This is a genomic window from Bradyrhizobium sp. B025 (assembly GCF_042257955.1).
Taxonomy (GTDB): Bacteria; Pseudomonadota; Alphaproteobacteria; order Rhizobiales; family Xanthobacteraceae; genus Bradyrhizobium; species Bradyrhizobium diazoefficiens.
Genome location: NZ_CP170150.1, coordinates 1395174 through 1412542, shown reverse-complemented (window position 1 = coordinate 1412542; position 17369 = coordinate 1395174). Strand labels below are relative to the sequence as shown.

The 17369-nt window shown below is 58.7% G+C and carries 13 protein-coding genes and 4 pseudogenes; 6 read left to right on the top strand and 11 right to left on the bottom strand.

Annotation, left to right across the window (positions count from 1 at the left end; all coding sequences use genetic code 11):
- Window positions 1-187 precede the first annotated feature (187 nt).
- The 4 genes from ACE10W_RS06630 (at window position 188) to ACE10W_RS06615 (ending at window position 4856) form a co-directional block, all read left to right on the top strand.
- Window positions 188-553 (top strand): Nif11-like leader peptide family natural product precursor, encoded by a 366-nt coding sequence (locus ACE10W_RS06630; RefSeq protein ID WP_011084781.1) that lies wholly within the window; start codon window positions 188-190, stop codon window positions 551-553.
- 716 nt (window positions 554-1269) lie between these two features.
- Window positions 1270-1737, top strand: a complete 468-nt coding sequence (locus tag ACE10W_RS06625; RefSeq protein WP_026312699.1) for a hypothetical protein — start codon at window positions 1270-1272, stop codon at window positions 1735-1737.
- A 46-nt stretch (window positions 1738-1783) separates the two neighbouring features.
- A complete protein-coding gene (locus tag ACE10W_RS06620; RefSeq protein WP_011084778.1) occupies window positions 1784-2176 on the top strand; it encodes a hypothetical protein in 393 nt (130 codons plus the stop codon).
- Between the two features lie 700 nt (window positions 2177-2876).
- The gene (locus ACE10W_RS06615) at window positions 2877-4856 is read left to right on the top strand and encodes a RiPP maturation radical SAM C-methyltransferase (protein WP_011084777.1); all 1980 of its coding nucleotides are present in this window, start codon (window positions 2877-2879) and stop codon (window positions 4854-4856) included.
- A gap of 89 nt (window positions 4857-4945) precedes the next feature.
- On the opposite strand, the pseudogene ACE10W_RS06610 reads toward ACE10W_RS06615, so the two are convergent.
- Window positions 4946-5070: pseudogene (locus ACE10W_RS06610) on the bottom strand (aldehyde dehydrogenase family protein); the annotation flags it as partial.
- Between the two features lie 99 nt (window positions 5071-5169).
- Window positions 5170-5388: a hypothetical protein gene (locus ACE10W_RS06605; protein WP_223153707.1), complete on the bottom strand. Its 219-nt coding sequence runs from the start codon at window positions 5386-5388 to the stop codon at window positions 5170-5172.
- A gap of 392 nt (window positions 5389-5780) precedes the next feature.
- On the opposite strand from ACE10W_RS06605, the pseudogene ACE10W_RS06600 reads away from it, so the two are divergent.
- Window positions 5781-7113, top strand: a pseudogene (locus tag ACE10W_RS06600) (IS5-like element ISBj2_B family transposase).
- 376 nt (window positions 7114-7489) lie between these two features.
- On the opposite strand, the gene ACE10W_RS06595 reads toward ACE10W_RS06600, so the two are convergent.
- The 6 genes and pseudogenes from ACE10W_RS06595 to ACE10W_RS06570 form a co-directional block, all read right to left on the bottom strand.
- Window positions 7490-7645 carry an IS3 family transposase gene (locus ACE10W_RS06595; RefSeq protein ID WP_014497843.1) on the bottom strand — a complete coding sequence of 52 codons (156 nt, stop codon included), beginning with the start codon at window positions 7643-7645 and terminating at the stop codon, window positions 7490-7492.
- Window positions 7646-7725: 80 nt separating this feature from the next.
- Window positions 7726-8025, bottom strand: coding sequence for a transposase (locus ACE10W_RS06590; protein ID WP_011084772.1), 300 nt, complete (start codon window positions 8023-8025; stop codon window positions 7726-7728).
- Between the two features lie 205 nt (window positions 8026-8230).
- Window positions 8231-10549, bottom strand: coding sequence for a S9 family peptidase (locus ACE10W_RS06585; RefSeq protein ID WP_011084771.1), 2319 nt, complete (start codon window positions 10547-10549; stop codon window positions 8231-8233).
- Window positions 10550-11325: 776 nt separating this feature from the next.
- Window positions 11326-11906 (bottom strand): annotated as a pseudogene (locus ACE10W_RS06580) (IS6 family transposase); the annotation flags it as partial.
- A gap of 427 nt (window positions 11907-12333) precedes the next feature.
- A complete protein-coding gene (locus tag ACE10W_RS06575; protein WP_154694111.1) occupies window positions 12334-12474 on the bottom strand; it encodes a hypothetical protein in 141 nt (46 codons plus the stop codon).
- Between the two features lie 116 nt (window positions 12475-12590).
- Complete coding sequence (locus ACE10W_RS06570; RefSeq protein ID WP_158646974.1) at window positions 12591-12761, bottom strand: hypothetical protein; 171 nt, start codon at window positions 12759-12761, stop codon at window positions 12591-12593.
- Between the two features lie 75 nt (window positions 12762-12836).
- Here ACE10W_RS06570 and ACE10W_RS06565 point away from each other — a divergent pair.
- Window positions 12837-13043, top strand: a pseudogene (locus tag ACE10W_RS06565) (IS256 family transposase); the annotation flags it as partial.
- Between the two features lie 695 nt (window positions 13044-13738).
- Here the strand turns inward: ACE10W_RS06565 and ACE10W_RS06560 are convergent.
- The 3 genes from ACE10W_RS06560 to ACE10W_RS06550 form a co-directional block, all read right to left on the bottom strand.
- Entirely contained in the window at window positions 13739-14476 is a 738-nt protein-coding gene (locus ACE10W_RS06560) for a hypothetical protein (RefSeq protein ID WP_014497847.1), read from the bottom strand.
- Between the two features lie 866 nt (window positions 14477-15342).
- Window positions 15343-16656, bottom strand: a complete 1314-nt coding sequence (gene ltrA, locus ACE10W_RS06555; RefSeq protein ID WP_074076608.1) for a group II intron reverse transcriptase/maturase — start codon at window positions 16654-16656, stop codon at window positions 15343-15345.
- A gap of 507 nt (window positions 16657-17163) precedes the next feature.
- Window positions 17164-17355 (bottom strand): hypothetical protein, encoded by a 192-nt coding sequence (locus ACE10W_RS06550; protein ID WP_014497849.1) that lies wholly within the window; start codon window positions 17353-17355, stop codon window positions 17164-17166.
- Window positions 17356-17369 lie beyond the last annotated feature (14 nt).

Genomic DNA, 17369 nt, shown 5'->3' with positions numbered 1-17369 from the left:
TAGCGGGCCGATTGTCAGTTCGGCAACAAAGTGTCACCAAGTGGACGATACGCAGGGTCAGAAAAACGAAAAATCAGCAATCTTCAATTCGGCACGCCTCTTGCCCTGTTAACGGCGTCGGCACCAATCGCTTGTGAGCCCGAGATGGATGATTTGGCGACTTTGAGCAAAGGCACGGAGACTGGCTGTGTCGCGAACTGACGTAGAGCGATTCGTCAACGATCTGGGGAACGACGGTGGTCTGCTTGAACGCGTAAAACCAATTGCTACCGGCCTTGCATCGATTGTCGCGATCGGAAAGAGCCTCGGCTACAGCTTCACACCTGATGAAGCTAAAAGTTGCATTCGAGCTCGACAGAAGTTGACGACTAAACCGCTCGCCGGTGGCACTTTTAATTCGAGTGATACGATCTCGACCGGCGCTGTTCAGGCCCTTGCAGAGGTGGCCACGAGCGGCGCGCAAGCCGCGGAAGCGGCCTCTGACCACGCCACAGCAGTTGAGCCCGTTGCAGTTGTTGTGGTTGTTATTGTAGCGGTCGTGGCCGAGGTCTGACATGCCTTCGCTCTGACCGCATCGGGTGGTTGCTCGAGGAGGCGATGAAGTGCGATGAAGTGCGATGAAAACATGAAGTAAGCTTCGTCAATGACACACGCTGCCGCCGAGCACTACCGACAGATTTTTGACCGGCGTACCCCGGAGCAACTGCGCACGCTATCGCATCTCAAACGCTTCATGGAGCGGTTAGTCGGTGACGAGGAGTTCCGCAGGGCGCTTGCGGAGGCAATCGCCACCCCTCGAGCGGTAACAGAGCGGTACGGCATCAATGTGGATCCAATGGAGGTGCTGCCGCTCTGGCGCGGTGGCTACCAACAATACCGCTTCAAGCCGGAGTCTGCGCCGTGGCCGCTGGCTGTGATGTGGGATGAGTATCTCCGCGAGATGATGCGTCATCGCGACCTCTTGCGCGACGAAGGCGAGATGTCGACGATCAATCCTCGCTTTCATGCTTGGCGCGAGCGGCAAATCCGGCGCTGCAATGACCAATTGGGCGTGTCGGCGGCGTCGCTCACGCACCCCATAATCGCTTTCGAGCTAAGCGAAGGCTGCAGCGTCGGTTGTTGGTTCTGTGGCCTCTCGGCCGATCGCTTTACAGGCTATTACGACATAGCAAAGAGCATGCAGCGCTTTGGCGGGGCGTGGTTGGTGTCGCGAGCGAAATGTTTGGTTCTGCAGTCCGCACGGGCTTCTGCTACTGGGCCACAGATCCTATGGACAACCCACACTACGATCGCTTTCTGTTCGACTACTATCAGATTACGGGCGCGTTACCGCAAACAACAACCGCAGCCCCACTCAAGGATCCGGCACTCACCAGGCACGTGCTCGGGCTCTTCAATCTATATCGCACGACGACGAATCGTTTCTCCGTGCTGAGCAGGGCCCATCTTAATCAGGTTCACACGGCCTTTTCGCCTGAGGAGTTGCTAGGAGTCGAACTCATCCTGCAGGGCAAGGAGGCGCAGACAGCAAAGGCCATGGTCGGGCGCGCGCGCGAGCGGAAGGAGAAGCGCAGGGGCGCTAACAAGGACGGTGCAATCGCCTTTCTGGAACGCAATCACACGACGATCGCCTGCGTTTCCGGCTTCCTCGTAAATATGCGGCAGGGGCGTTTACGACTGGTGACGCCGGTGCCGGGTAGCGATCGCTGGCCTCTCGGGTACCCGCATTCTGGGTGAACGCTTCTTCAGCACGCCTGACGGTTTCCGGGGCGGGCTGCAGAGCATGATCGAACAGTATATGCTCGAGAGCCCAGCCCATGACCTGCCGATCCGCTTCCGCAGGGACCTGCAATATAAGGCAGGGAACCGGTGCTTTCATCTTCGCTCACGCAACATGGAACACCGCGTGCTCGACGACATCGCCCCGATTTCCGTTGGCCCTTTGATCGCGGACGGCAACTGCACAATGTCGGAGCTGGTTATTCGGGTCGCAGCTGACGGAACAACCCTCCTTGGGGTCGCCGACTTGCTCGATCAGTTGTACATGACCGGGCTGATCGAAGAAGACCTCGACGACTGCTTCATCTGGCAGACCGGTGACTGGACGACGAGGCGCATCGAAGGAGTCAAACACGCGTCCTCCCATACGGGTGCAGATTGTGCCGATTCGCATTGAGGCACTACTTAGCCTCAAGCGACAGCAGCATCCCACCATCCAGCAGTGCTGAGCGCGATGACATGCCGCTCCGCATCCACGGTCCCTGGCTTCGTGGCGTGCACAACCGGCGTGACAAAAGAAGACCAGCGGGGTTCCGCGCTTGCGGCTTCGAGCCAAGCCCTCATTTCGGGCATCAGCGGTGCACGACTGGGACGCACGCGGTTAAGTCGAGAATGGCTTGCCCCGCCCAGTGGTCAATCAAATGGTTCTGCCAGACGACGGTGCCGCTGGTTCCGGAGAGGTCGTGGCTTTTCGTGGCGCGCCACTGCAACTTGCACTGGCGGTGATCCCTGCTAGCGGACGACGACGCGCCTGAAACTTTGATAGGTCCATGTGAATGACGACGTCAGTCCGTTCATCAATGATGAAAAACAGCGAGTCTCACTCGAGGGTGGCGCCGCTAAATACCAGAGCGGAGCCGCGTGCAGGCAATTATTCCCCGTTCGGCTCCAGCACTCTCTGCTTGCTCATGCCGTCCAGTCGCCGGGCAACGAACGTGACGCGGAAATCGTGGCTCGAAGCGGGCTGCCCACTAGCCGAATTAGCGACTTCATGTTCACGGCTCCGGTCAGGAGTCGCGCAGAATTCACTTTGCCGTCCGGCGCATGAGACTATGGCATGGCGAACGCACCTGTGCGCACATCATGAATAACGTGGAATGATTATGAGTATCGCTGTGCCAATCGTCCTAGTCAACATGCCTGTGTCGGCAGTCGAAAGGCCGTCACTGGCGCTTGGTCTGCTGAAATCAGCGCTGACCCAGGCTGGACTGCAATCCACCATAGCATATGCCAACATCTGGTTTCTAGAATACATAGGCATCGCCGACTATGGACCTCTTGAGAATTGCCCGCCAGAGGAGGCACTGGTTGATTGGCTGTTCGCGGGCATTGCTTTTCCCGGCTTCGAACCCGAACAAAACGCCTTCCTCGACCTCTATTTCGAGCGCAACCCGATACACGCAGGCAAAGGTATGGCCGAGCGTCGCGCGAATTTCCTTAGGCTGCGCTCGCTCATCGGCGGGTTTATCGACTGGACGGCTGACAAGATATTGGCGAAGCGGCCGGCTATGGTCGGGTGCAGCTCGACCTTCACCCAGCATGTCCCCTCGCTCGCGTTGCTGCGCCGGCTGAGCGAGCGCTCACTTGATCTTGTCACCCTCATGGGTGGAGCGAACTGCGAGTCGGTAATGGGGCGCAGCACTCACGCGCGTTTCCCATGGGTCGACTATGTCGTGTCGGGCGAGGCCGACGCACTGATCGGCCCGCTGTGTTGGGACATCCTAAATCGCGGCAGAGACATCCCGCCTGCTGACCTGCCATTTGGCGTTTTCGGCCCGACGCATCGCGAGGCCGGCTATCCCGCGGCGTCGACGCGCGACTTAGTGCCCCGCGCCGTGATCGAGAACATGCGTGACCTGCCGCTGCCGGATTTCTCGGACTATTTTGCGGAGGTTGAGGCGTCGCTCTACGCCGACCGCATCCATGCTGGGCTGCCGATGGAGTTCTCTCGCGGCTGCTGGTGGGGCGAGCGCAGTCATTGCCTGTTTTGCGGGCTGAACGGCGGATCGATGACCTACCGCCAGAAGCCCGCGGGGCAGGCCGCAGCGGAGATGATTGAGATGTCGGCGCGCTACGGCTCGTCGCGCATCGAAGCTGTAGACAATATTATGGCCATTGACTACCTTGAAAAGGCGCTCCCTCACCTCACCGCGCTACCCGAGAAGCTCGCGATCTTCTTTGAGGTCAAAGCCAACCTGAAGCGCCACGAAGTGGAAAAGCTGGCTGCCGCCGGCGTCCGCTGGATTCAACCGGGTATTGAGAGCCTGGATACTCGTGTTTTGAAGCTGATGCGCAAAGGAACGACCTCAGCGCACAATGTTCAGCTGTTGAAGTGGTGCCGTCAGTACGGCGTGCGGGTCAGTTGGAGTTTATTGTGGGGCTTTCCCGGCGAGTGTGATGCATGGTATGCGGAAATGGCCTCTTGGTTGCCGTTGCTGCATCATCTGCAGCCGGGACCTGCGGTACGCTTGCGATACCAGCGCTACAGCCCCTATCATTACACAGCTGAGAAACATGGACTGAAGCTGCTCCCGGCCGCCCCCTATCGCTACGTGTATCCGCTGTCGGAGCGCGATCTCTCGGAACAGGTATACTACTTCGAAGACAGCGAAGACCACGATGTCGGCGGCCATTTCACACCGCGCGACGAAAACCGCCCGGGGCTAAATGCCGTCGCCAAGGGCATCGATGCCTGGCTGAAAGCCTGGAGGGGGCCGACTTTCTCTATGCTGTCGATGCAGGACAACGGCGACGAAATCATAGTCGAGGACACGCGAGCCATAGCAATCGAGCGCGAACACCGCGTCAGAGGCCTCGAGCGAGAAATTCTTCTGGCCGCGGACGAAGGCTCGCCTGAAACTCGCCTGTGCGATCGGCCGGGCGCGGCGAATGTAATGCAGGGCGAGATTGATGAGGCGATAGCTAACATGATCGCCCGCAAACTGATCGTACGGCTTGACGCGCGGCTGGTTGGGCTCGCGTTATGGCATCCATATACGCCAATCCTTCCCCTGACTGCGTTCCCTGGTGGCTATCTCGACCGACGCTCCACGCCAGTGGCCCTCCCGCGCGAATAAGGAAAACTGCGGTGTGCACTTCGCAGGGCCACACCCCTCGCCTGTCTCCTTTGCTTGGCGCTCGCGCCAGCCTTGTCATTTTTTTCGCCCGCGTCGTTGAGCACAATCAACGGCGTCGAGCCCAAAGCTCCAACATATATGGTTTGAGATATTTGGCCGAAGCGGCGGCGATAATCGCGCCAACCCTAGTGGAGCCGATGAAGTTTATGCGGCGTTCGTTCCGCATTAGATAGCTTAAATATGCGCTACGAACTGCATCGCTCGATTTTCGTAGACTACTTCATCGGGCGAAAAGGAGAAACCGCATCGAACTTCAACTGTTTGACACAGGTTGCAGCTGCCAAAGCGTCGTGTAGTTTATCGGTTCGATCATCGGCTGTAATCGATCCAACTGCTTCGCCGCGTCCAGATCGACACATAGACTTACATTCGTGAGCGACGATGTCGTCACGACTGCACCATCATAAAATGCAGGCAACCCGCGCATCGTTTCGATGCCGGGGCGAATCCCCTTATCGTCCTCGATCATCATTTGCCGCATTTCCAAATTTATCCGGCGGACATCGAAGAATAGAGCCCCTCACGATTCACTGCATCTCCCTTAAGCTGTAAAACGATATGATGAACCGGTCCACGATTGCTATGCCGACGCGTAGGGTCAGGGCCTCGCTCGGCCGCGAAGCTTCTCGTCGGGCTGGTCAACGCTGGATTTGGAGTGCCTGTCAGGTTCCATGGCTCGATTGTTCTGATCCTCACCAGTTGTCCGTGAACAAGCCTCCAAGCACTTGATTGAGAGTCTGTTTTCCGGTTGCGGCGGCATTTGAGATTGCAGGGGATTGGGGCTTCACAGCAAAAACCTGCAATTTCGATTTTGGATTTCCCTGCCGCTGCGAACCGTGATTCTGTGCTGCATCGGAGGGACCGATGCGACCAAAGAAGCACAGGACGACAGGCTCGAACGATCTGTTCCGGTCCCGGCTGGACCAGATCATCAACATGCGACACGAGCTGGTTCTGCTCGCCGGCAGGGTCGATTGGGACTGGATCGACGGCGAGATCGCGCCGCTCTACAGCGACAACGGCAGGCCGGGTATCGCGACCCGCTTCATGATCGGATTGCTGCTGCTCAAGCACATCTACGAGGGGGTGTGCGAGCGCTGGGTCCACGATCCGTACTTCCAGTTCTTCACCGGCGAAGAGTTTTTCCAGCACGTTTTCCCGCATGAGCGCTCAGACCTGAGCCACTGGCGCAAGCGGCTCGGCGACAAGCTGGAGCGGTTGTTGGCCGAGAGCCTTCGCGTGGCGCACGCGAGCGGTGCGTTGCGCAGCCAGGACCTCAAGCGGGTCACGGTCGACACGACCGTCCAACCGAAGGCCATCAGCTTCCCGACCGACGCCAAGCTGCTGCATGCAGCGATCCGCGGGTTGAACCGCCTGGCGAGGAAGCACGGGGTCAGGCTCCGGCAATCCTATGTTCGCGTGGCCAAAAGCGCGGCGATGATGGCGGGCCGCTACGCTCATGCCAAACAATTCAACCGGCATCAGCGACAGCTGCGCATCCTGCGCAGCCGGCTGGGCCGGATCATCCGCGACATTCGCCGCAAGACCGAGGGCCAGGCCGCATTGGAGGGGGCATTCGCCCTGCCGCTGAGCCGAGCCACCCAGATCGGCTCGCAGCAGCAGCGCCAGCGCGGCTGGAAGTTGTATTCCTTCCATGCTCCGGAGGTCGAGTGCATCGGCAAGGGCAAGGCCGCCGCCCTATGAGTTCGGCGTGAAGGCCTCCATCGTCACCAACAACCAAAGAGCTCCGGGCGGCTTGTTCGTGCTCCACGCCTGCTCGCTGCCGGACAACCCCTACGACGGTCACACCCTTCGCAACGTCATCGAGCGCACCGAGAGCCTCACCGGCTGCCCGATCGAACGGGCCTATGTCGACAAGGGATATCGCGGCCACGACACACAAAATCCCCGCCGCGTCTTCATCTCGGGCCAGAAGCGCGGCGTCTTCGGCGTCATCAAGCGCGAGCTACGCCGCCGTTCCGCCATCGAGCCCATCATCGGACACATGAAGAACGAAGGTCACCTTGGCCGCTGCTATCTCAAAGGCCGCGCCGGAGATGCCGCTAACGTTCTCCTCTCGGCCGTTGGCCACAACCTCCGCCGTGTCCTGGCTTGGCTCAGAGACCTTTTGTCCCTCTTCCTGCTCTCACTCTGGCCAACGCTCAACTGTCCAGTTCAGCCCAATTCGGCTTATTAACGATCGACTCACCACGCTCATTGGAGAACGTAGAGGTTTCTCAACCTCCGAGCTAAGCTCGGATCCTCCGCGCGAGCTACGGAGGGTTCAGTTCGAGAAGCTGATTGACGCGCTCGAAAACAACAGCCCGGCGAAATCGACACTCACCTTTGCAATTTACCGGCCGAGCCAAGAGCCGCTTCGAAGGCATTGCGTTGGTCAAGTGTCCAGAGATCTCAGAATGGGGCGCTAGCTTCCGAGAAGCTGACGAGCCTCGGCCCAATGCTTGGTTCGATGTTGAGAACGCCGTCGAGTTTTAACCGGCAGGGGTGCTAGCGGCAGCAACAGCTGAACGGTGAATGTCCCGTATGATCTTCCCCCAAAAAATTAGACGGGTTTAGGCGACGTTTAGCTCCATCTCGATCGGGGCGATATATCCCACGGCGGAATGGAGCCTTGTTCGGTTATAGAAGCCCTCGATGAAGGCGAAGATATCACGCTGGGCGTCGGCGCGGGTCTTGTAGTTGCGATGATGAACGAGTTCGGTCTTCAAGGTATGGAAGAAGCTATTGCGCCTCCAATAAGCTGACGGCCGCTGCCCTCCCGGCCGCAGAGAATAGCACAAGGCTGTTTCTAACCCGCGCAGCGTGCAACGGCTCTGGACAGTTTTTTAAAATGTCGCGCTCGTTCGGTCTCCTGGCGCAGCCGGGCGATCTCCGAAGCCTGGTCCGCCGACATCGGCGTCACCTGCGTGGTGGGGCGCCACCTCGCCGATGCCGGCTCCTGCCGGAGCTTGTCGACCCAGCGCCGCAGCACCGAGTCGCGCAGACCGAGCTCCTTGGCCACCGACGTGACCGTGCGACGGCTGGACACCACCAACTCGACGGCCTGGCGCTTGTACTCCTCGGTAAATGACCGACGTTGACGTTCCATTCGACACCTCCGGGCTCAATGAGCCTACTACAGGTGTCCACTCATTCGGAGGAGGTTCAGCGCCTGTCCCAAAACTCCCAAAGAGTCATAGATGACTGTGCTTTTGCTTACTAATGCTGAGAGACAAGCGAAATCGGAGGGCGCTCGTTCGAGTCGCCACGGCGTTGGACCTAAATGATGATAGCTCTTCGCGCAATCATGGCCCTTAATTGGGTTTCAGCAGCTCAATCGGTAGGGCGTTCCAGTTAGGTGGTATCTGCCCAAGAATATTGCGAACGAAGAAGTCCAGAAGCTTGAGCTCGCTATAATTGCCGGGCGCTCCGTGATCTGCACTGGGTACCACAAGCATGTCGAAGTATTTTCCTGCCTTGATGAGCCGATCAGCCATCTGGAAGGTAGAGGACGGATCGACATTGCGGTCCATTTCGCCGACAACGAGCATCAACTTACCCTGTAGTCTGTGGGCGTTGTCGATGGCGGAGGACAGCGAATATTCGATACCAACCGGCCAACCCATCCACTGTTCATTCCACCATATCTTGTCCATCCGGTTGTCGTAACAGCCGCTGTTAGCCACCGCCACCTTGTAAAAATCAGAATGGAAGAGCAGCGCGCTCACCGCGTTCTGCCCGCCGGCGGACCCGCCAAAAATGCCGACGTTCGAAATATCGTACCATGAATACTTCGCGCTCGCCGCCTTATGCCATAGAATCCGATCGGGAAAGCCGGCGTCCTTTAAATTCTTCCAGGCAATGTCGTGGAACGCGCGCGAGCGATTGTTCGTACCCATTCCATCGATCTGAACGACGATAAACCCCATTTGGGTGAGCGGCTCAACCAAGGCCGAGAACGACTTCGGAACGAAAGAACCCGTAGGGCCGGCATAGATGTTTTCCACCACCGGGTATCTCTTGTTTCGATCGAAGTTGAGGGGCTTGTGAATAACCCCCCATATATCGGTCTCGCCGTCCCGGCCCTTGGCATGGAAGCTGAGGGGCGGCTGCCAGCCGGAGGCGATGAGTTCCGAGATATCGGCGCTCTCAACCTGCATCAGCTCGGCATTATCACTGGCGCGATACAGCGCCAAGCGCGGCGGGACATCGATGCGTGACCACAGGTCGACATAGTAGCGGCCGTTAGGCGAAAACTCAATGTGATGGTTGGCCGGTTCAGGAGTGAGCGCGGTCAGTCCGTTCCCATCGAAGTCGACACGGTAAGCATGGACAAAATAGGGATCTTCCCCTTTGTCCCTCCCGCTCGCACCAAACCAAATCTGGCGCTTGACCGGATCGACGTAGTAGACCGCGCGAACCACCCAATCTCCTCTAGTGATCTGGTTTTTGAGCTCGCCGGTTCGGCCATCGAAGAGGTACAGATGCTCGTATCCATCGCGCTCGGACGCCCAGATGATCTCCTTTCCGTCCTCAACGTCGTAGCGGAAGAACTTTCCAGTTTTCTGCTGGTCCATCACCAGAGGCTGGTAATCGATGAAGGTAATGCTGCGCTCATCAATCAGAGAGCGCACCTTACCCGCAGCAGCTTCCACCTCGACAAGTCGATAGAGTTGGTGCCCGCGCTGATTATACTCGAAGGTGAACCCGCGACCATCCTTCCACCACTTGATCGGCGAAAGGTGGTAGGGATTTGGAAAGGAAGCATTGTCGATTTCAATCTTGCTCTGCATGATGATGTCAAACAGCACCGGCTGGAGCAGCGGCAAGGCATCACCCGGCTTCGGATACGTCATCGTCGAATATCTAGGTTGAAGCTCGTCCGTCGGGGACGATTCGATGTAGTGGATCTGACGTTTGTGGCCTGGACGGATGCGGTAAGCCGCGAGGTGACGCGAATCTGGAGACCATCTTAGCGTCGAGAAAGCATAGTAGTTGCCTTCCGATCCGTCCCAGGTCAAAGGGATGTCCTGCAAGCCGTCCTCGCTGCGCAGGAAGATATTGTATTTTGTAGTATAGGCCAACCATTTGCCGTCAGGGGATATGCTTGTGTTCTCCGGATCGTTCTCCGCGGGCGGAGTGGGGTCATAGCCCATCTGTTGATGGACGTCCGGGTGCATGGCATTGGCTGTGCAGCCATAGCTTACGAGGTCGCATGTCCACCGGGTGTTGTCGATGTTGAAGGTGATCATGCGAGCATCGTCGGCCAGCTCGAAACGGTCGAACGGCAGATTGTCGGCCTTATAGTTCTCGAGGCTTGCCCTGGCCAGCGCCGCCGCGAGGCGGGTATGATCAAAAGCCGGCTGCTTTCCGCCAGTGGCAGCATCGACCTGCATGAACTGGTGCTTGCCTTGAGTCGTCCGTCGGTAGACGAACGCTTCGCCCTCTGCGAGCCAGAACGGAACGTCGGGCATATTGACAGTGAGCTGGTTATATTGAGCGCCGATCGTTAGCGCTCGCTCGTAATCGGACGGCACCAGCAGCGGCTTTGCAATGTTGTCGGCCGGAGCCTGCGCGGCTGCCAATCCCTGCTGACCCAGCAGCGCAAGCATGAAAGCGCCGAGCTTGTACATGATCGTTCACTCGTCCTCGTTGTGTGGGGATAACGGAGGCTGGGGTTGACCTCACGAAATTGGCGCAGCTGCGTTCAGTGTCTCCTCCAAAGCCCAGCACTGACCCTTGCGCACAAAGCGTCCTAAACGTTGCACGCAAGTCTTGGGCCAGAATCAGGCTCCGATCTCCCAGACACCTGAGTGGGCGACTGGGCGGCACGGTCTAAAGCTGTGATCACCGCTCTGGCCCCCGGCCAGGGATGCAGGGGTATGGACGACGTCGCCATAGATAGATGGGCCTAGGGGTCACTGAAGATGTCCGGCATAGCCGCCACCGCCGTGCACGCCAATATAATTCCCGGTCCAGCTCCACAGTGTCGGATGAAACCTTCACCGCTGGATCGAGATCCGCCGAATTCGCGCCACCGCAAGCGGCAAGCGTAACTGCTGCCGCGCCCCGTATAAGAACTCCAGGTCGCATATCACCTCACGAACAACACATGTGCGCGCCATCCGCAACGACGTTCGATGTCGTGGCGTCGCTTCTACGCCCCTGGTGGTGAGCAGACTCCATGCCAGCGAAGCGATGCGCATTCCCGACGGCTTCCGATAGCTATGTCGCTTACGCGACAAGGCTAGCGATTGTTGAGGCAAGCCGTATGTCTGACCTCGAACACACCAGAACGTCCTGCCGTAGCGGCCGATCAGCTTTGCGGGCTGCATCTCGGTCTTCGTCGGCCATGATGCAAGAAGGCCAAGGAAGAACGTGTGGGCGACGCATGGATGGCATCGTCAACTTAATCGACCGCCGAGACGAAGGAGGCGATTTTCAAAGGTCCGAGATTCGGCGATAGCGCTTGTCGCGGAGATTTCGCGCCAAGTCGCAAAGGCTCGTTCGCGCGAAGCACGACGGAGGTCGGCGGCGACAGCTCCGAGATAGGGGATGCGGAAACGTTCGCGACCTGATCGTGAACTGACTAAAACCGTTGAGCCTGATGGGGCGCTTTGAAACGCTTCATGATCCGCTCGCGTCGCCGCGTCTGCCGATGAGAATTCTCGGCGCGATTGTTGAGAGTTTTGTGCGGGCGATGTCCGACGTGAAAGCCCATGCTCGCCCTCGCAGCGCCGTACGAACGGAGCTTGTCCGTGATCATCACGCGCAGCGGCGTGCCGGCGGATTCAAGCGCTTCTTCATGAGCCGCTGCGCAGCGCGCGAGTCTCTTCGGGGCTGGATCAAGACGTCGAGAACGAAGCCATTCTGGTCGACAGCGCGCCAGAGCCAATGTTGTTCGCCCGCGATCGAAATAACGACCTCGTCCAGATGCCATTTGTAACCGCGAGCGGAAGCGCGCTGGCGGATGCGATCGGAGAACGCCTTTGCCATGGTCGGTGTTGTAAATCTCCGGCGTGCCGTACGTCGCCGCGCCTCGTCCAGAGCCGCCACGCAGAACGAGACGTCCATCGTATTCGACAGCCGCCACGCCAGAACCGCACGGCTCGCTCAGTCGATGATGGCGACGAGATAGAGAAAGCCGCGGCCGATGGGCAGATACGTGATGTCGGCCGCCCACACCTGGTTCGGCCGGTCGATCGTTCATGTTGCGCAGCAGATCGGGACAGAGATCTTGTGGCCCGGCGCCGGCTTTGTCGTGTTCGGCTTCGGTCCCAGCGCGGCGATGCCCATCTTGCGCATCAACTGTTGCACGCGCTTGCGATTGACCGCAAGCCCCTCAGCCTCAGCATCGCGGTCATTCGCCGCGAGCCCAGGAATGGCCAGGCGGTGATCAGCTCGTCGATCCGCTGCATCAGGGCAAGGTCGTTGAATTGGCCGGCTGTAGCGGCCGGTAGACGCTAGAACGGGCGATGCCGAGCAACATGCATTGCCGACGGATCGACAGCGCCTGGTCGACGCGCTCGAGCATTCCTCGACGGTCCGGCGTGCTCATCTTCCGGACCTCCGCGCTAAAAACTCGCGCTCGACCGTCAGTTTGTCCGATCTTGGCGTGCAGCTTCTCGATCTCGCGTTCGCGCGTTTCCTTCGCTCTCGCGCCCGACACCCACGTCAAAAGCCGGGCCGCCTGGTCCAGCAGCTGCTTCTTCCAAGCATAGATCTGGTTCGGTGAACCTCATAGCGCTGGGTCAGATCGGCAGCCGTCGCCTGCTCCCGCACCGCTTCCAGTGCGATCTTTGCCTTCAACACCGCGTCGATCTTCCGTCGCGTCTTCTTCGTCATCATGCCCTCCGTCGATCAAACGGAGCGGCCCTTTTCCAACCTGGCCTCTCGTCCCAAAACCGGGGTCCATTTCAGGGCACCATTCGCCGGGTCACGCGCAACGTCAAACGCCGGCGGGATGCCGGTATGACCTTGCGATGGGTCGCGGCCGGCATGATCGAGGCCAACAAGGGTTTCCGATGATTGAAGGCGCATAAGAAATCGTCGGTTCTGCGTGCGGCCCTTCAAGCTCACCACGATCGCATGACGATCAAGCCCGTTGCCCACGTCACGAGCGCGGCGCTCAACAGCGATCGGGACATCTCCCGCTACCTTCGCTCACGAAAGGTCGCGCAGCGGGCATTGATCGTTCTCACCCAACTCGGCGAGGTGCGGAATGGCCCGTTTCAAGAACAGTGCCGAAAGTTCGGTGGTGATGCGAAAATCCAAAATTGCGTATTTCGCTCGCTATTTCTTTGAGCTTGTGAAAAACGGGCGCACTGCAAGGTAGGAGCGGCGGCACAGCTTTCGTCCGTTAGAATTGCTGGTCGTCCCACGACATGTTTCTCTCCTCGGGGGATTGCGAACGAAGATCGAGGGCGACTAGGCGAAGAGTCCACTTCTCGACGTCGCCCCCGCAACAAACCACCCAGCCCCCGACGGGCTGCCCACGCAGCGTGAGCATTGTGCGAATCGATTTTCGTCCGGTGCGATCAGCTCCACATGTTTGCTAGGGAGCTGTCGCATTGCCTGGCCGAAAATGTTCCTGAACTGAGTTGTTGCCTCACGTAATTTTCTCTCCACCGCTGGTAGCGCCAGATCCGTCACCTTTGATTGTTCTCGCAGCGGCTCCAAGGCGATCTTTGCCTTCAGCGCTGCTTCGATTTTCCGTCTCGTTCTTCTTCATGGTCTCCGTTTATCAAAACAAAACGGCATCCGCACCATCTGAGCCGCCGGTCCAAAATCCGAGGCCACTTCACCTCACCGACCGTGGGTACTCACCTCGATGTCAGGGTCCAATTATTGAAGTTGAAGTTCATCCCACCTGGAGAGGAGGTGATCTCAACGCCGTATTGGACGTTGCCGACGTTTATCTCCCCAAAGTACCCTTTAGACTTGATCCACTGCAGGACACTCTTGATATCCACCGTCCCACTGTTGGTCTTCGAAGTGCGCAGGAATGAGATGACCTTATGGTGATTTTCTCCTTGAAACACGTTCCAAGTCGCTCCGCCTACATCGACATTTGTGTAGATCGGTATCGCCGCCCCGGAAGAAGCGTACTTGTAAGAAATGGGCTTGACGTTGCCGCCACCATCGGGATTGCCGGTGTAATTCGTCCAGAGCATTATCTCATACTGATTTGAGCTATCCCAGATATCGTAGGCGACGTCCCAGGCGCCGCTAGTCGGAACTTCCTGATTGAAGTTCGAGATCAGAGTGTTGATCGAACTGAGCGGTTTGCCGACATTGAAACCCTCGTGGGGATAGCTCTTGATGCCACCAGTATCAGGCTGGTTCGACCACACCCCCCACTGGTTGACAGCACTCACCGAGATAGTCTGGGGTCCTGCGCCCCTGCCCCATACGTCGTTGTTCCAACTGTAGCCATCGATTGAAAAGCTCCCGTATTGAGCGCTCGAACTCCATATCGGAGCTTTTGCCGATATTGGCACAAGCGCAACACTGGCCGCACTCAGGGCCGCAAACACCTTTAGCTTTGACACGCTCGCCATTCTCAATCTCCAACCTGACCTTTGCCCGCTCGCCCCTCGCAAGAGTTGGGCCATTATGCGCAGAGCCAGACGTGCTATTTTTCTCGCGCTCCGGGTTGCGTTCCCGACAGGCTGGCGGATTTCAGACAGGGTCCCGCCGCAGGATTGGTTGGAATTGAAAGCGGCGTAGTCTCTGAGGTGATCAACCTCGAATCATCCGCCGTTTGGAGCGCCGGATCGGAGACCATGCCATGACCAGCAATGTCACAAAGATGCATTTCCCCGCCGTGTGAAAGAGAGACGGCTCCGCAGCTTTTCGAAATTGGTTCGATCCGGTTGAAACGGCGGTGCGGAAACCAACGCGGGAACTCATTAGAGGAATTGCTCCGCAGCGAGCTCGATGCGGCCCTTGCGCGGCCGCGCTACGGACGCGGCATGAAGGCCGGCCATGAGGGAACGCCCCGTTACGGGCATCGACACGGCAGCCAGCCGCGGTCGCTGACCGGTAGCTTCGGGTCGATTAAAATCGCGGTCCCGCGTGCGCGGCTTGACACCCGCGATGGGGGACGACCGAATGGAAGAGCCAATTGCTGCGGGCTTGCAAGGATCGCCTCAGCCCTGCCGAAGTAGACATCGACAGGAGTGAGGTTGTCGATGCTCTCATGATAGCGGACGTGATTGCAGTGTTCGACGAACCGGGACGAAGCGCATGGTATTGCGCGCGACAGCTTCGCTGATCGCCTCTGCGTCGGCAGCATCAGTCTTCCCGCGCTTGAGTAGAGTCGAGGAGAGGCGCGGTGATGCGCTTGTTGCGCGTTCCGTTTCCTCTCCCCGCTCATCAAACCGGACGTGCGGTTTTCCCGCATCCGGCTTTCCGACAGGTTTCGTCACAAGGCGCACGTCGGCGACACTTTGCGCACGCGGTTCAGCACAAGTACGCCAGGGTTCCCATAGATCTGATCAGAGAACCGTCTGACGCCACGTCCTGGCGTCTTATGTCGTCTGCGCAGAAAGGCGAGCACGCGGTCAAAGACGTGTCGATCAACGGCCTGATGAGCCGTAGCAAGCGAGCCATAGCTGAAGTAAGCGGACCAGCCGCGCAGAAGGCGGTTCAGTCGTGCTTGTACTTCGGGCCAAGCGCCCTTGTTGCCCGGCGTCAGCAGTTCGCTGACCTTCCTCTTGATCCGCAGCACGCTTTTCTTCGACGGAGCCGCGCCAAGATACCACCGCCCCCCATTGCGGAAGTGGCGGGGTCCGAGCGTGTACCCAAGGAAGTCAAAGCTTTCCAATCGGGCATTCTTCACCGAGGTTTTAGTCTCGTTGAGTGTCAGCCCAAGCTTGGTCATCACCGCTTTCGTCCACGTCAATGCGTCTTCCGCGTGGCCGCGGCTGAGAATGACGAAGTCGTCGGCATAGGAGATAATCTGGCCATGGAATGCTTCACACCGACCGCTGAGACGCCAATGCTTCAGGAACCGGTTCATGTAGATGACGGAGAGCAGCGGACTGATGACACCCCCCTGTGGCGTGCCACACTTGTTGCTCTTACCGCCGCTCATGCGCCGTTTCCCGTTGCTATCCCGCTCCTCGACCGGTACTCGCAGCCATAACTTAATCAGCCGCAGCACATTCCGGTCGACGATGCGTCGGGCCACCGATTTGAGGAGGTCCGAGTGCGGTATCGTGTCGAAGTATTTCGACAAATCGGCGTCAACAACATCTGTGTAGCCCCGGCACATAAGCCGGTGCACTTCCTTGACGGCATCGACCGCGTTGCGGCGCGGGCGATATCCATAAGCTCCGTCCTCAAAATCCGCCTCGAAGATCGGTTCCAGCACGATCTTTGCAGCAGCTTGGACGACCCGGTCCCGGATTGTTGGGATACCGAGCGGACGTTCGCCGCCGCCGGGCTTCGGGATCATCACCCGCCGCACCGGATCGGGCCGATAGGTCTTCGTGACGAGTTCATCGCGCAGGCCAGCCAACCATGCTTCGAGTCCCGACGCGTCGATCTGTTCGAAAGTTATTCCGTCCACTCCCGGCGCACCCGCGTTGGCGCGGGCCAGCTTGTAGGCATGGCTCAGAATGTCCTCGCGGCAGATCTTGTCGTACAGCACGTAGAAGCGGAAGGCAGGCTCCGCCTTCGCCTTACAATAAAGCTTTCTTTCTCTGAAGGCTCCTGATCTTATCGGGCGTTTCAAGGCTCATCGCCAATCTACCCTTTCCCTCGCCATCTTCAAAAGCGCACCTGAAGTCAGGGTCCTTTCCTCCGCCGGAATTACCCGGTTTCATCGGTACCTTTGACCCTGTCCGACTCCCGTCCGGTCCATCGACTACTCAATGCTGAAGGCGCGACCTTCGACCAAGACGGGTCTCCCCCGATTACCCGTACTACCTTTCCAACGTGCCGTGCCCATTACCCCGGTGAACCAGACAGGTGCGTGCGTCGATTGCTTCCCTGTCCGCACGGCCTTCCCCGCCATACGATCGGGTCGGCATTCACATCGTAACTTTCGAGGCGTGCTCAGGCTTCACTCACGTTACGGCCCGCTGGATTGCTCGGCCGCCTAAAGCGACCTTTGTCACGAGGCTTCGATCCGTCCGATTGCTCGTCCAAACCGCTCGTCAGCTACCAGATCAATCGACAACTCTCTGGGTGGATCCTTCCTCCACTGGTAATACGCGCCGTCGGGGCGGACCGAATGGCTTCACATATTGAGGTAGCAGCAGTTTGACGTCATGACCCAAAGCCGCGATCTCGCGCGCCCAAAACCGACATGGCTGAAGTGGAACAGTTCTGCGCGTTCGTCGAACTCGAGCTTTCCCAGCACAGCCGTGACCGCCTGCCCGCTATTGCGCGCCTCGGTCGTGGTGGTGACGTCCCCCGACGTGACCCGCATGCGCCGCTATCCGT

Coding starts and splice junctions, on each gene's coding strand:
- ACE10W_RS06625 (WP_026312699.1), top strand. CDS start 1,270: ATGGACAACCCACACTACGATCGCTTTCTGTTCGACTACTATCAGATT.
- ACE10W_RS06620 (WP_011084778.1), top strand. CDS start 1,784: ATGATCGAACAGTATATGCTCGAGAGCCCAGCCCATGACCTGCCGATC.
- ACE10W_RS06615 (WP_011084777.1), top strand. CDS start 2,877: ATGATTATGAGTATCGCTGTGCCAATCGTCCTAGTCAACATGCCTGTG.
- ACE10W_RS06605 (WP_223153707.1), bottom strand. CDS start 5,388: ATGATGATCGAGGACGATAAGGGGATTCGCCCCGGCATCGAAACGATG.
- ACE10W_RS06590 (WP_011084772.1), bottom strand. CDS start 8,025: ATGGAACGTCAACGTCGGTCATTTACCGAGGAGTACAAGCGCCAGGCC.
- ACE10W_RS06585 (WP_011084771.1), bottom strand. CDS start 10,549: ATGTACAAGCTCGGCGCTTTCATGCTTGCGCTGCTGGGTCAGCAGGGA.
- ACE10W_RS06575 (WP_154694111.1), bottom strand. CDS start 12,474: ATGAGCACGCCGGACCGTCGAGGAATGCTCGAGCGCGTCGACCAGGCG.
- ACE10W_RS06570 (WP_158646974.1), bottom strand. CDS start 12,761: ATGACGAAGAAGACGCGACGGAAGATCGACGCGGTGTTGAAGGCAAAG.
- ACE10W_RS06560 (WP_014497847.1), bottom strand. CDS start 14,476: ATGGCGAGCGTGTCAAAGCTAAAGGTGTTTGCGGCCCTGAGTGCGGCC.
- ACE10W_RS06550 (WP_014497849.1), bottom strand. CDS start 17,355: ATGCGGGTCACGTCGGGGGACGTCACCACCACGACCGAGGCGCGCAAT.